Below are 13,103 nucleotides of genomic sequence, written 5' to 3'. Positions count from 1 at the left end.
ATCATGAGTTCCTTGAAGGAAGGGACGAGTGGGTGGCCGCGTGTTCAAACAGCGCGCGGCGGCGCAGAAAGGCGGCGGATGGCGGTGCGATCTGAATAATGCTGCGATCGCGGTTGATCTCCTGCCAGCGATGACAGGCAACCTGACGTCCACCGTCGAGCACCTGATTGATCGGCTCAACCTGGCGGCATTCATCGGTAACGTACGGGCAGCGGGTGTGGAAACGGCAGCCGGACGGCGGGCTGGCCGGGTTGGGCAGATCCCCCTGCAGCAGCGGCGCGTCGCGTTCAACGCCCGGTTGCATCTGCGGTGCCGAGGCGATCAATGCCTGCGTATAGGGGTGCAGCGGCGCGTCAAAAATCTCGTCGACGGTGGCAAGCTCGACGATTTGCCCGAGATACATGACCGCCACGCGGTCGCTCATATGGCGGATCACCGCCAGGCCGTGGGCGACAATCACCATCGTCAGCCCCAGCTGGTGCTTCAGGCTTTCCAGCAGGTTGACCACCTGTGCCTGAACGGAGACGTCCAGCGCGGACACCGGCTCATCGCCCAGCAGCAGCTTCGGTCCCGAGGCCAGCGCGCGCGCAATGCCGATACGCTGGCGCTGCCCGCCGGAAAACTCGTGCGGATAGCGCCCGGCCCAGGCGGCAGGCAGGCCAACGGTTTTGAGCAGCTCGGCAACGCGGTACTGGCGATCCGCTTTTTTCATGTTCTGATGCAGCCACAGCGGCTCCCCGACGATCTGCTCCACCGTCATGCGCGGGTTGAGCGAGGCGAAGGGATCCTGGAAGATAATCTGCAGCTCGCGCCGGAGCTGGTTCAGGCGGGCACCGGAGGCGTCGGTGATCTCTTCCCCCTGGTAAAACACGCGCCCTTCGCTGGCGGCCAGCAGGCGCAACAGCAGACGACCGAGGGTAGATTTCCCGGAGCCGGACTCGCCGACGATCGCCAGCGTTTCGCCCGGCATCACGGCAAGCGAAACGCGATCGACCGCGGTGACAAACCGTGCCGGGGTAAAGAGTTTTTTGGGGCCGGGGAAAAGCTTGCTGAGGTCACGGGCTTCAAGAATGGGCGTGGTCATGCGATTTCTCCCAGGGCAATGTGCTGTTCGAGCGGCACGCGGAAGCAGGCGACCTGATGGCCCGCGCCGAGCGCGGTGAGCTGCGGTTTTTCAGCATGGCAGCGCGACTGCGCAAACGGACAGCGGGTAGCAAAACGGCAGCCTTTCGGCATGGATTCCGGGAGCGGGACCGATCCGGGAATGGTGGAGAGCTGGCCCTTGCGTGCCCCAAGTGAAGGAATCGAGCCCATCAGGCCGATGGTGTACGGATGCTGCGGGTCGGCAAAGATGGCCTCCACGCTCCCCTGCTCCACCACCTGTCCGGCATACATCACCGCTACCTGCTGGGCGACTTCTGCTACGACGCCTAAATCGTGGGTGATCATCAGCACCGCCGTGCCGGTTTCCTCTTTTAAGGCGTTGAGCAAGGCGAGGATTTGCGCCTGGATGGTGACGTCGAGCGCAGTGGTGGGCTCGTCGGCAATCAGCAGTTTGGGATGGTTAATCAGCGCCATCGCAATCATCACCCGCTGGCGCATGCCGCCGGAAAGCTGGTGGGGATATGCTTTCAGGCGCATCTCTGCCGCCGGGATCTGTACCTTCTCGAGGATCTGCAGCGCGACCTTCATCGCCTCTGCGCGCGAGACGTTCTGGTGCCGCATAACCGCTTCGCTAAGCTGATCCCCCAGCGTAAACGCCGGATTGAGCGAGGTCATCGGCTCCTGGAAAATCATCGCCAGCTCGCTGCCGCGCAGGTCGGCATATTCCCGCGGTGAGAGCTTTCGCAGATCGTGGCGGCGAAACTGCATCTCGCCGCTGACAATCTGCGCGCTGGCGGGCAGTAACCCCATCAGCGCCAGTGAGGTGATACTTTTCCCGCAGCCGGACTCTCCCACCAGCGCCAGCGTTTCGCCCGCCCTGACGGTCAGCGAGATACCATCAAGCACGCTAGCCGGCGAGCCAGCAAACGTAACGTTGAGGTTTTGCACCCGCAATACGGGCGTGGCGTCCTTAAAGGGTATTGTCGTCATGGCGTGAAGTCGTCCTCAAGGTGGATCGCCTGAATCAGGGCGGTTTGCAGGCTGAGCAGGTGTTCGCGCATGGCGGCCGCGGCTTCATTAGGCTGGCGATGGATAATCGCAGACATGATCTTATGGTGGTGGTCGTTATAGCTGTCGACACGTTCGGGCGTGCGGGCTAATTCGCGCAGATGCTGCCAGCCCGGTTCGCGCCGAACGGCATCAATGGCATCAAACAGGCCGAGCATCAGACGGTTGCCCGCCGCCTCGGCAATTGCCCGGTGAAAGGCGCTGTCCCAGAGTTCGTTGAGATCGCGGTCATCCGGGCTGACCTTGTCGATGCGTTCCAGCATGCGCTGCATGAGCGCGAGGTTTTCCCTGGTGGCACGCAGTGCCGCAAGCCGGGCTAAGCCGGGTTCGAGCTGTAGACGAGCTTCCATCACTTCCAGAAGGTTGGTCTGCTGAACCAATCCCTGAAGGGCCAGCGGTTCAACAGGTGCCGCCGGGCCAATAAAGGTCCCTTTGCCCTGCTTACGCCAGATGCGCCCCTCTTCTTCCAGCACGTCCAGCGCACGACGCACTTCGCGTCGTCCTACGCCGAGAGTGTCCGACAGCTCACGTTCCGTGGGCAGCGGTATGCCTGGTGTTGACTCATGCTGGTTGATAAGCCCGCGCAGCTGCTCAAGCGCGGTGCTGGAATTTGCCAGAAACCGTGACGGTTTTTCCATATTGGTTCGCTCGCTTTCATCATTGCTTTATTTTTATTAACGATAAGTTATTGATATGGAATGAAGCTTATCGTGCTAATGATTAAGCAATAACCAAACCAATACTTAATTGGTTCGGCATATTTTTGGAAAGCAGGAGTTAACCAAATGATTCTGCGTGAATTATTTTTACAGAAAGAAACATTCTGAACGAGGTGCGAGGAGAGGATCGATGGAGAAACGCACAACCATAGTGCAAATAATGCACTACACCTGTGCAATTGTTAATAAATTGCACCATTCATATTAACTTTATGTTAACAATAAGTGAGAGGATGAGATTACAGAAGGCTGAAACGACGAAGGCCTGAATCATTTCTGATTCAGGCCTTCTGAATAGTGGCGGAACGGACGGGACTCGAACCCGCGACCCCCTGCGTGACAGGCAGGTATTCTAACCGACTGAACTACCGCTCCACTGTTCCCGTTTGGGGAACGAGGCGCATATTACGGTGCGCCTCCGATCTCGTCAACGCTTTTTCTCACGTTTTGAATCGTTTGCTGCAAAAATCGCCCAAACGATGATTTTACAGGCATTCAGGCGTTTTTTCAGGCGCGCCACATACAGCTGCCGCCCTTCTTCTGTACCAGATCAAGCCGGGATTCGTGGTTAAGAAGCTCTTCATCACTGGCTAAAACAACCCGCAAGCGACTGGCCTGACGAACAACACGCTGGATGCCGGCTTCGCCTTGCGTCTGCTGGGATTCATTTTCCATACTGAACTTCATTGACGTCTGCCCGCCGGTCATCGTCAGATAAACATCGGCCAGGATCTGGGCATCGAGCAACGCCCCGTGGAGCGTTCGCTTGGTGTTGTCTATCTCGTAGCGCGAGCAGAGTGCATCCAGGCTGTTACGCTTGCCAGGGAACATCTTCCTTGCCAGCGCCAGGCTGTCCGTCACCTTACAGAAGGTGTTCGTCTTCGGAATATCACGATTAAGCTTGCTGAATTCATAATCCATAAAGCCGATATCGAACGATGCGTTATGGATGACAAGCTCGGCGCCCTTGATATATTCCAGGAACTCGTCAGCGACATCCGCAAAAGTCGGCTTATCCAGCAAGAACTCATCGGCAATACCGTGAACGCCGAACGCTTCAGGATCCACCAGCCGATCGGGTTTGAGGTAGACGTGGAAGTTGTTCCCCGTAAGACGACGGTTCACCACTTCAACGGCGCCGATCTCGATGATCTTATGCCCTTCGTAGTGCGCGCCGATCTGGTTCATACCGGTGGTTTCGGTATCGAGGACAATCTGGCGAGTAATTGCAGTGCTCATAGCGGTCATTTATGTCAGACTTATCGTTTAACTGAACGTTTCGAATACAGGAAGTCTACCAGAGATGCGTAAACAGGTAGAAATTTTCACCGATGGATCTTGTCTCGGTAACCCAGGGCCCGGCGGCTACGGCGCGATTATGCGCTATCGCCAGCACGAAAAAACCTTTAGCGAAGGCTATTTTCTGACCACCAACAACCGGATGGAGTTGATGGCGGCCATCGTGGCGCTGGAGGCGTTAAAAGAACATTGTGACGTGGTGTTAAGCACCGACAGTCAGTACGTGCGTCAGGGGATCACCCAGTGGATCCATAACTGGAAAAAACGCGGCTGGAAAACCGCCGATAAGAAGCCGGTCAAGAACGTCGATCTCTGGAAACGTCTTGATGCTGCGCTGGGCCAGCACCAGATTAAGTGGGAGTGGGTTAAAGGCCACGCTGGCCACCCGGAAAACGAACGCTGCGACGAACTGGCGCGTGCTGCGGCATCCAATCCCGCACATGAAGATGCGGGCTATCAGCCCGACGCCTAATCGGTTTTTTTGTACTGCCGCGTGGCGCCGACGGTCTGGCGAATGGGCGTTTTCGACTTGCTCTGCTTCATAGGGTTAAGCGTAAGGGGAATAGTTCGCTTACGCGCAACGATAAACTGCAAACAGCCCAATGCGGGGAGATGGGTGCTCAGTACCACGCCCCCCTGCCGCGCCCAGGGCAGCACCTGAAAACCTCCGTAGCAGAGCACCTCAAAGTTCAGCAGCGAAAGCCAGTCGAGCTGGCGCATCATGGTGAACATCCGGCTGTTGTAAGGTGGAGTCCGGCGCAGCACCGGTACTAGCTTACGCAGGCCCATCAGGCTTAGCGGATTGAATCCGCTAAGTACCAGCCAGCCGTCATCAATCAACACGCGATCGGCTTCGCGAAGCAGACGATGCGGATCGCTGCACCAGGGTAGCGTATGTGCGAGCAAACACGCATCGACGGATTTTTCCGCAAACGGCAGATGCAGCGGGTCTGCCTTCACCTGAACCGGCGATCCGCCGAGAGAGACGTTAACCTGATGCGAGATAGCGCAGCTTTCGGTATTGATTTCCGCGCTGAGATTGCCAATCTTAAGCAGGTGAAAGCCATACATTTTCGCGAGCCAGGGCTTCAGCTGCTGTTCTAACGCTTCGCGATAGTATTCACCCCAGGGCAATTCCGCCCAACGTTCCGGTGCTGCGACAGTCTGAGGTATCCTTGCCGGTTTCATCAAAACACCCGCCACGCTCTAAGAGGTAATGTATGAATCTTATCAGTATTCCAGCGTTTCAGGACAATTACATCTGGGTTTTGGTTGACGACGATCGCCGATGCGTCATTGTCGATCCCGGAGAATCCGCCCCTGTACTGCACGCCATAAAAGAGAACGGCTGGAAGCCAGAAGCCGTTTTGTTGACGCATCATCATAACGATCACACTGGCGGCGTGCCTGAACTGCGCGCCCATTTTCCGCATCTTGTGGTTTACGGACCGGCAGAAGCACAAGATAAGGGAATCACGCATGTAGTCGAAGAAGGCGAAAATATCCTCATACGCGAGTGGGAGTTTTCCGTATTTGCTACACCGGGTCACACTTTGGGACATCTGTGTTTCTACAGTAAGCCTTATCTTTTTTGCGGCGATACGCTGTTCTCCGGAGGCTGCGGAAGACTATTTGAAGGTACGCCAGCTCAAATGTATCAGTCTTTACAAAAGATTAACGCGCTACCCGATGAGACGTTCGTTTGTTGCGCCCATGAGTATACATTAGGAAATATGAAGTTTGCCGTGAGCCTCTTACCCGAGGATCGAGCGATTCAGGATTATTATCACAAAGTGAAGGGGTTACGTGCAAAAAACCAAAAAACACTCCCCGTAATTCTGAAAAACGAGCGCCAAATTAATTTATTTTTACGAACAGATGATATTGATTTAATTAATAAAATTAACCAAGAAACAAATTTGCAACAACCAGAACAACGATTTGCATGGTTAAGGTCAAAGAAAGATAACTTCAGATAATTGCGGGTTGCCTTTTCAAAATTTCGCCGTTATCATCGCTCGTCTTTTAAGCAACTATTGACACACACATGAAGGCAAAAGCGATATTACTCGCCTCTGTCCTGCTTGTAGGTTGCCAGTCGCAAAACGGCAGCAACGTACAACAGCACGCACAGAGCCTTTCTGCGGCTGGTCAAGGGGAAGCAGGGAAGTTTGCAAGTTCGGCGCGCTGGATGGACGATGGAACATCTTACGCGCAGGATCAAGACTTGTGGACCTCTATTGGCGACGAGCTAAAGATGGGAATTCCGGAAAATCCCCGGATTCGCGAACAGAAACAGAAGTATTTAAGTAATAAGAGCTATCTCCACGATGTAACGTTACGGGCAGAGCCGTATATGTACTGGATAGCCGGGCAAGTTAAGAAACGTAACATGCCTATGGAGCTGGTACTCCTACCCATAGTGGAGAGCGCTTTTGACCCACACGCGACGTCTGGCGCCAATGCCGCAGGCATTTGGCAGATCATTCCGAGCACCGGGCGAAACTATGGTCTGAAACAGACCCGCAACTATGATGCGCGTCGCGATGTTGTCGCTTCAACGACAGCCGCTCTCGACATGATGCAACGTCTGAACAAGATGTTTGATGGCGACTGGCTGTTAACGGTCGCAGCGTATAATAGTGGCGAAGGTCGTGTACTGAAGGCAATGAAAGCGAATAAAGCACGGGGTAAATCCACCGATTTTTGGTCGCTCTCACTGCCACAGGAAACAAAGATTTACGTACCGAAAATGCTGGCATTGAGCGATATTCTCAAGAACAGCAAGCGTTACGGTGTACAACTGCCAACACCAGACGAAAGTCGTGCACTGGCGCGTGTTCGCCTCAGCAATCCGGTTGATATTCAACAAGTTGCTGATATGACGGGTATGTCGGTAAGTAAATTGAAAACCTTTAATGCAGGCGTTAAAGGCTCGACGCTGGGGGCAAGCGGCCCGCAGTATGTGATGGTTCCGCAGAAACATGCGGCGCAGTTACGTGAGTCTTTAGCATCGGGTGAAATTGCCGCCGTTCAGTCAACGCTGATCGCCGATGCTTCATCCGTTAGCAGCCGCAGCTATAAGGTGCGTTCAGGGGATACCCTTTCAGGCATTGCCTCACGTCTTGGCGTGACGGCGAAAGATCTGCAGCAGTGGAATAATCTGCGCAGCTCTGGGCTGAAGGTGGGTCAGACACTGACGGTGGGTGCAGGTAGCAGCGCACAGCGTCTCGCCAGCAACAGCGATAGCATTACCTATCGCGTGCGCAAGGGCGATTCACTGTCCAGTATCGCAAAACGACACGGCGTAAACATCAAGGATGTGATGCGCTGGAACAATGATACTGACAATCTGAAACCAGGCGACCAGTTGACGCTGTTTGTGAAGAACAGCGCTACGCCAGACTCCTGATAACACGATCGAAAGATAAAAAGGCACCGATTCCCCTCGGTGCCTTTTTTGTTTATCCCGCTTTTTGCGCTTCGGCCATGATGGTATCGCTGGTAAACGATCCATCTTCCTGCAGTTCAAAGTACGCTTTTACCTCCGCGGACGCACTCTCCTGATAGAGCCTGATCGCCAGGCTTAATGCTTCCGGGGTGCGCATACGCGCGATCCAGGAGCTGAACTCCAGCGGTAAGCGGTCTGTAATCAACGCGCGCGCGATCAGCCCCGCTTCAGTGATAAGCGACAACCACTCTCCGCTGGCGTAGTTTTGCACATGCGAGGTATCGCGCAGCGCTTCGACCGTCTGCAGCCAGATATTGCGCACCGGGTGTCCGGGAGACATCACATCCATAATGATGAAGGTGCCGCCCGGCTTCAGAACACGTTTGACCTCGCGCAATGCCTGGCCGACATCGTGCCAGTGGTGCGCGGAGTAACGGCTGATAACCACCTCAAACGACTCATCATCGAACGGTAAGGATTCGGCATAGCCCTGTTGCGTATCGATGTTGTCCAGTCCCTTCGCTTTCGCCGCACCGGCAACAACGTCCAGCATCTGGCTGGATAAGTCATACGCGGTCACGTGAGCGACCTGCTGCGCAGCCGTAAAGCTGGCATGCCCTGCCCCGCAGCCTAAATCCAGCACGTGCGCCTGTGGGAACGCCGCCAGACGTTCACCGAGACGCACCAGATCGCGGCCAGAAGCATGCACGGCGCTGCTCAGATAGGCACTTGCCTGAGAACCAAACTGTTTTTCTACATTGTCATGATGGGAGCGTGTTGTTGTCATCGTACTGTCCTTTGTGAGTGAAAAATAAAGGGCAGCACCCGCGCAGGCCTGCCCCACGGCAGACCTGACACACCATTATTTATCAGGTTTGCCGGGACTGAATTCGACTAGTAGAGGGTTATGATCCGAGGCGCGCGTCACCAGAACCGAGGCATCGTGCACGCTCAAACCACGATAGAAGACAAAATCGAGAGGGCGACCAAAGGCTTTTTTGCGCTGGTCATCGCTAAAACGAACTTCACGCAGCGACATTTCGCGCGCAAAGCGATACAGCGCATTCATGCGCGGACGGCTCCAGGCATTGAAATCGCCGGCCATAATGATGGGCCCGCTGTGATGGGCAATCTGATCGCCGATCGGAAGTAGCTGCTTACTGTAGACATCCACGCCCAGACTGAAATTTACCGCATGGATATTTACGACCATCAGCATTCGGGTATCCGGCAGCGGATAGACCGTCACCAGCGCCGATTTTGCCAGACGCAGGATAGGTTCACGTTCGCGCAGTGGACAGCAATAAACCGGATGTGCTGCTGAAAGCGTCATCACACCTGAGGGGTGTTGCGGCAGGACAAACGCAGGCACCTGGTCGGCGGCAAGATAGTTCGTGGTGGCAAAGCGTACCAGTTCAGGGGTGGTTTGTGCCTCCTGAAGCAGAACCAGATGGGCATCTTTTCCAAAGTTCTTGAGTACCGATAACCATTCGGCACGCTGCTGCTTAAAGATATTCCACACCAGTACACGGATTTTTTCATCGCTGCTTAACGGCGTGCCGGCGGGTAATGCCTGGCTTATGCTCGCAAATGACCCCGGAGGCAAGATCCTCTCCGCGGGCATTCCGGCAACATAACGCATGGCATAGGTATTTTTTCGCACTTTTGGAAACAGCCTCTGTAACATGAACCAGCCCGGAAAACGGACTGGTTCTAATGTTATAGGGACTTTAGGTCATACTTTCAACGCAATTTCTGAGAAACCGCTTTCCAGTTTTGTAAGCAAGCACTTACTGATGTTAACCCAGCGCGACGCGAGCAGGTTTATCAAGGCGCCCACTCAGGCCAATCAGCAGGAAGGCCACCAGGACAATCACCGCGCCAATCCACGGAGTCTGGGTTAACCCAACATGCGCTACGGTTTGTCCGCCAATGATGGAGCCCAGCGCAATGCCAATATTAAATGCGGCAATGTTTAGACCCGATGCCACATCCACCGCATTTGGCGTATAGAGCTCGGCTTTCTGGACCACGTAAACCTGAAGCCCGGGGACATTACCAAAGGCAAAGATCCCCATGACCAGCACGGTGACCAGCGCGGCGTAGTGTAGCGAAGCCGTGAACTGGAAAATCATCAGCAGAACAACCAGGGCGGCGAAGATGAATTTCAGTGCCGGTACCGCACCATGCTTATCCGCAAGCTTGCCGCCCCAGATATTGCCAATGGCAACGGAAATACCGTATCCCAGCAAAATCCAGCTCACGGCATTGGGTGAGAAGCCCGCCAGGTCCTGCATCATCGGCGCCAGGAAGGTAAAGGCGGTGAATACGCCACCATAGCCCAGCGCAGTTACCGCGTAGATAATCAGCAAACGCGGATGCGTGAGCACCTTCAGCTGATCGCGCAGGCTGGCGCTTGCCCGGCCTGGAATATTCGACGGTACCAGCAGCAGGCTGGCCACCAGGGCGATGACGCCCAGCAAGGAGACGGCCAGAAACGTTTCACGCCAGCCGAAGTGTTGTCCGATAAACGTTCCCAGAGGTACGCCCGTAACGAGTGCGACGGTCAACCCACCAAACATGATCGCAATAGCTGAAGCCGCTTTCTCTTTGGGCACCAGGCTTGTTGCTATGGTGGAACCAATCGAGAAGAAAACGCCGTGTGCAAGGCCGGTCAACAGACGGGCAATCACCAGCGTGGTGTAGTCCGGCGCCTGCCAGGCCAGAACGTTGCCGGCGGTGAACAGCACCATCAGCGCGACTAGCAGCTGCTTACGCGGAAAACGTCCGGTCAGGGCCGTCAGCACTGGCGCACCGACGGCGACGCCCAGGGCGTAGATTGATACCAGCAACCCCGCAGAGGGCAACGAGATCGCAAGCTGGTTAGCAATAGTGGGAACCAGGCCCACGATAACAAATTCGGTCGTGCCAATTGCAAAGGCACTGATCGTCAGGGCAAGTAGCGCCAGTGGCATAAAATACTCCGTATCATCAGGATTAAGATGACAGGCAGTATGCGCCAGTGCTTAAATAACAAAAATGGTCAAAATCTCAATAGAATTTTGCAGGTGGTGCAAAAATGAAAGCAACTTCGGAAGAGCTGACAATCTTTGTCGCCGTCGTTGAAAGCGGCAGCTTTAGCCGCGCGGCCGAACAGCTGGGACAGGCTAATTCGGCCATCAGCCGTTCGGTAAAAAAACTGGAGATGAAGCTTGGAGTGAGTCTGCTCAACCGAACGACGCGGCAGCTGAGCCTGACGGAAGAAGGAGAGCGTTACTTCCGCCGCGTGCAGTCGGTGTTGCAGGAGATGGCTGCAGCGGAGACGGAGATTATGGAGACCCGCAGCACGCCGCGTGGATTGCTGCGCATTGATGCGGCCACGCCGGTGGTGCTTCACTTTCTGATGCCGCTGATCAAACCTTTCCGCGAACGCTATCCGGAGATGACGCTTTCTCTGGTCTCCTCAGAGACGTTTATCAACCTCATCGAGCGGAAAGTGGATGTGGCTATCCGGGCGGGAACACTGACAGATTCAAGCTTGCGCGCCCGCCCTTTGTTTGCCAGCTACCGCAAAATTATCGCATCACCAGAGTATATTGCCGAACATGGTAAACCGGAGACGGTTGAAGAACTGAAGCAGCACCTGTGCCTGGGCTTTACGGAGCCGGTGTCGCTGAACACCTGGCCTGTTGCCTGCCATGATGGTCAACTTTATGAAATTACCTGCGGATTATCGTCTAACAGCGGAGAGACGCTCAAACAGCTGTGCCTGGAAGGGAACGGGATCGCCTGTTTATCAGACTATATGATTGATAAGGAGATAGCGCGGGGTGAACTGGTGGAGCTGATGGCCGACAAACGTCTGCCGGTCGAAATGCCCTTTAGCGCAGTGTATTACAGTGACAGAGCGGTAAGCACGCGCATTCGCGCCTTTATTGACTTCCTGAGTGAACATATAAAAACAGCTCCAGGAGGAGCTGTGTGAGGGTTCAGGTTACAGAGGGTGGGTCGAACTTAATCCCAGTCAGGAGCTAAACCTTCCGGGCTTACCAGGCGATCGTTACACTCCAGTGCTGCGATCGCTTTTTTATCGTCAGCATCCAGATGAAGATTCGCTGCTAACAGGTTGCTGGCCAGGTTTTCACGCTTAGTTGATGATGGGATCACTGTATAACCTTCACCCATTGCCCATGCCAGAATCACCTGCGCAGCAGTGGCGTTATGTTTCTCTGCGATACGTCTAATCACTTCATCTTTCAGCGCTTTACCGTAGGCCAGCGTCATGTATGAAGTGATGTGGATCCCGTGCTGTTTTGCCCAGTCCACGACTTTGCGGTTTTGCAGGTATGGAGACAGCTCAATCTGGTTGGTCGCAATATTTTCTGCGCCAACAGCGGCAATGGCTTTTTCCATCAGCGGAATGGTGAAGTTGGAGATCCCAATTTCGCGGGTTAAGCCCTGTTTTTTCGCTTCCAGCAGCGCCTGCATGAATTCTTCTACTGAGACGGCATCATTCGGTGATGGCCAGTGGATCAGCGTCAGATCTACGTAGTCAGTACGCAGTTTTTTCAGGCTCTCTTTCAGGCTAGGGATCAGCTTATCTTTGCTGAGATTCTCAATCCAGATTTTCGTGGTGATATACAGTTCATTACGCGGCACACCACTCTCTTCGAGAGCTTGTCCAACGGCAGCTTCATTTTCATAGATCTGTGCCGTATCAACTGCACGATAACCCAGTTCGAGTGCGGTTTTAACCGATGCGATAACAACGTCGTCTTTCAGGCGGAAAGTGCCAAGACCAAATGCAGGGAGAGTCATACTATTCCTCAATCATTATGTTCGTAAACTGAGGAAGATTATCGCTGGCGTTGTTATAGAGAAAAAGAGCGCAAAACGCAGAGGATTTTTGCTAATTTCGCAATAATTAAACGTCAGACAAGAAAAAAGCCCTGAGCGTGAGCTCAGGGCTTTTAATAAGTGGCGGAACGGACGGGACTCGAACCCGCGACCCCCTGCGTGACAGGCAGGTATTCTAACCGACTGAACTACCGCTCCACCGAAGACTGCTGTAACCGCCGGATTTATGCACCGGCTTACTACTTAATTTGATGCCTGGCAGTTCCCTACTCTCACATGGGGAGACCCCACACTACCATCGGCGCTACGGCGTTTCACTTCTGAGTTCGGCATGGGGTCAGGNTTGATGCCTGGCAGTTCCCTACTCTCACATGGGGAGACCCCACACTACCATCGGCGCTACGGCGTTTCACTTCTGAGTTCGGCATGGGGTCAGGTGGGACCACCGCGCTAAAGCCGCCAGGCAAATTCTGTTAATCTGTATCAAAGCTGAAATTTGATTGTGTCGTCTCTTCGCCGAAACAGCTTCGGCGTTGTAAGGTTAAGCCTCACGGTTCATTAGTATCGGTTAGCTCAACGCATCGCTGCGCTTACACACCCGACCT

General features: G+C 54.5%; 13 protein-coding genes, 2 tRNA genes and 1 rRNA gene. 4 read left to right on the top strand and 12 right to left on the bottom strand.

The features are described 5' to 3' along the window. Position 1: 1 nt before the first annotated feature. From SPG90_RS00080 to dnaQ, 5 genes are all read right to left on the bottom strand, one after another. Complete coding sequence (locus SPG90_RS00080; protein ID WP_045356212.1) at positions 2-1,084, bottom strand: ABC transporter ATP-binding protein; 1,083 nt, start codon at positions 1,082-1,084, stop codon at positions 2-4. Beyond that, positions 1,081-2,094 (bottom strand): ABC transporter ATP-binding protein, encoded by a 1,014-nt coding sequence (locus tag SPG90_RS00075; RefSeq protein WP_023310488.1) that lies wholly within the window; start codon positions 2,092-2,094, stop codon positions 1,081-1,083. The genes SPG90_RS00080 and SPG90_RS00075 overlap by 4 nt, the downstream gene beginning before the upstream one ends. Further along, on the bottom strand, positions 2,091-2,810 hold the full coding sequence (locus SPG90_RS00070) for a FadR/GntR family transcriptional regulator (RefSeq protein ID WP_023334601.1): 720 nt from the start codon (positions 2,808-2,810) through the stop codon (positions 2,091-2,093). Before SPG90_RS00070 ends, SPG90_RS00075 begins: the two co-directional genes overlap by 4 nt. A gap of 379 nt (positions 2,811-3,189) precedes the next feature. Then, a tRNA-Asp gene (locus SPG90_RS00065) sits at positions 3,190-3,266 on the bottom strand. A gap of 132 nt (positions 3,267-3,398) precedes the next feature. Beyond that, complete coding sequence (gene dnaQ / locus SPG90_RS00060) at positions 3,399-4,130, bottom strand: DNA polymerase III subunit epsilon (protein WP_029739690.1); 732 nt, start codon at positions 4,128-4,130, stop codon at positions 3,399-3,401. A gap of 64 nt (positions 4,131-4,194) precedes the next feature. On the opposite strand from dnaQ, the gene rnhA reads away from it, so the two are divergent. Continuing rightward, positions 4,195-4,662, top strand: coding sequence for a ribonuclease HI (gene rnhA, locus SPG90_RS00055; RefSeq protein ID WP_023310485.1), 468 nt, complete (start codon positions 4,195-4,197; stop codon positions 4,660-4,662). On the opposite strand, the gene SPG90_RS00050 is transcribed toward rnhA, so the two are convergent. Then, positions 4,659-5,378 carry a class I SAM-dependent methyltransferase gene (locus SPG90_RS00050; RefSeq protein ID WP_023310484.1) on the bottom strand — a complete coding sequence of 240 codons (720 nt, stop codon included), beginning with the start codon at positions 5,376-5,378 and terminating at the stop codon, positions 4,659-4,661. The genes rnhA and SPG90_RS00050 overlap by 4 nt on opposite strands. Positions 5,379-5,410: 32 nt before the next feature. Here SPG90_RS00050 and gloB point away from each other — a divergent pair, with 32 nt between their 5' ends. Both gloB and mltD read left to right on the top strand, forming a co-directional pair. After that, positions 5,411-6,169: a hydroxyacylglutathione hydrolase gene (gene gloB / locus SPG90_RS00045; protein ID WP_126302981.1), complete on the top strand. Its 759-nt coding sequence runs from the start codon at positions 5,411-5,413 to the stop codon at positions 6,167-6,169. Positions 6,170-6,237: 68 nt separating this feature from the next. Beyond that, on the top strand, positions 6,238-7,602 hold the full coding sequence (gene mltD / locus SPG90_RS00040) for a murein transglycosylase D (protein WP_045400516.1): 1,365 nt from the start codon (positions 6,238-6,240) through the stop codon (positions 7,600-7,602). Positions 7,603-7,654: 52 nt separating this feature from the next. Here mltD and SPG90_RS00035 read toward each other — a convergent pair whose 3' ends face one another. The 3 genes from SPG90_RS00035 to SPG90_RS00025 form a co-directional block, all read right to left on the bottom strand. After that, positions 7,655-8,428 (bottom strand): class I SAM-dependent methyltransferase, encoded by a 774-nt coding sequence (locus SPG90_RS00035; protein ID WP_126302982.1) that lies wholly within the window; start codon positions 8,426-8,428, stop codon positions 7,655-7,657. Between the two features lie 75 nt (positions 8,429-8,503). Further along, complete coding sequence (locus SPG90_RS00030) at positions 8,504-9,304, bottom strand: endonuclease/exonuclease/phosphatase family protein (protein WP_024909448.1); 801 nt, start codon at positions 9,302-9,304, stop codon at positions 8,504-8,506. 136 nt (positions 9,305-9,440) lie between these two features. After that, a complete protein-coding gene (locus tag SPG90_RS00025; protein ID WP_045400511.1) occupies positions 9,441-10,616 on the bottom strand; it encodes an MFS transporter in 1,176 nt (391 codons plus the stop codon). Between the two features lie 104 nt (positions 10,617-10,720). Between SPG90_RS00025 and yafC the strand changes: the two genes are divergently transcribed. Next, positions 10,721-11,626 (top strand): DNA-binding transcriptional regulator YafC, encoded by a 906-nt coding sequence (gene yafC, locus SPG90_RS00020; protein ID WP_029739684.1) that lies wholly within the window; start codon positions 10,721-10,723, stop codon positions 11,624-11,626. Positions 11,627-11,655: 29 nt separating this feature from the next. Here the strand turns inward: yafC and dkgB are convergent, their stop codons facing one another. The 3 genes from dkgB to rrf all read right to left on the bottom strand — a co-directional run bounded on the left by dkgB (position 11,656) and on the right by rrf (position 12,962). Beyond that, positions 11,656-12,459 (bottom strand): 2,5-didehydrogluconate reductase DkgB, encoded by an 804-nt coding sequence (dkgB, locus tag SPG90_RS00015; RefSeq protein ID WP_045400507.1) that lies wholly within the window; start codon positions 12,457-12,459, stop codon positions 11,656-11,658. A 160-nt stretch (positions 12,460-12,619) separates the two neighbouring features. Beyond that, a tRNA-Asp gene (locus SPG90_RS00010) sits at positions 12,620-12,696 on the bottom strand. A 150-nt stretch (positions 12,697-12,846) separates the two neighbouring features. Further along, a 5S ribosomal RNA gene (gene rrf / locus SPG90_RS00005) occupies positions 12,847-12,962 on the bottom strand. Between the last annotated feature and the right edge of the window lie 141 nt (positions 12,963-13,103).

This window comes from Enterobacter sp. D2 (assembly GCF_034427575.1).
Classification (GTDB): Bacteria; Pseudomonadota; Gammaproteobacteria; order Enterobacterales; family Enterobacteriaceae; genus Enterobacter; species Enterobacter cloacae_M.
This window is presented reverse-complemented; position numbering and strand designations above follow the sequence as displayed.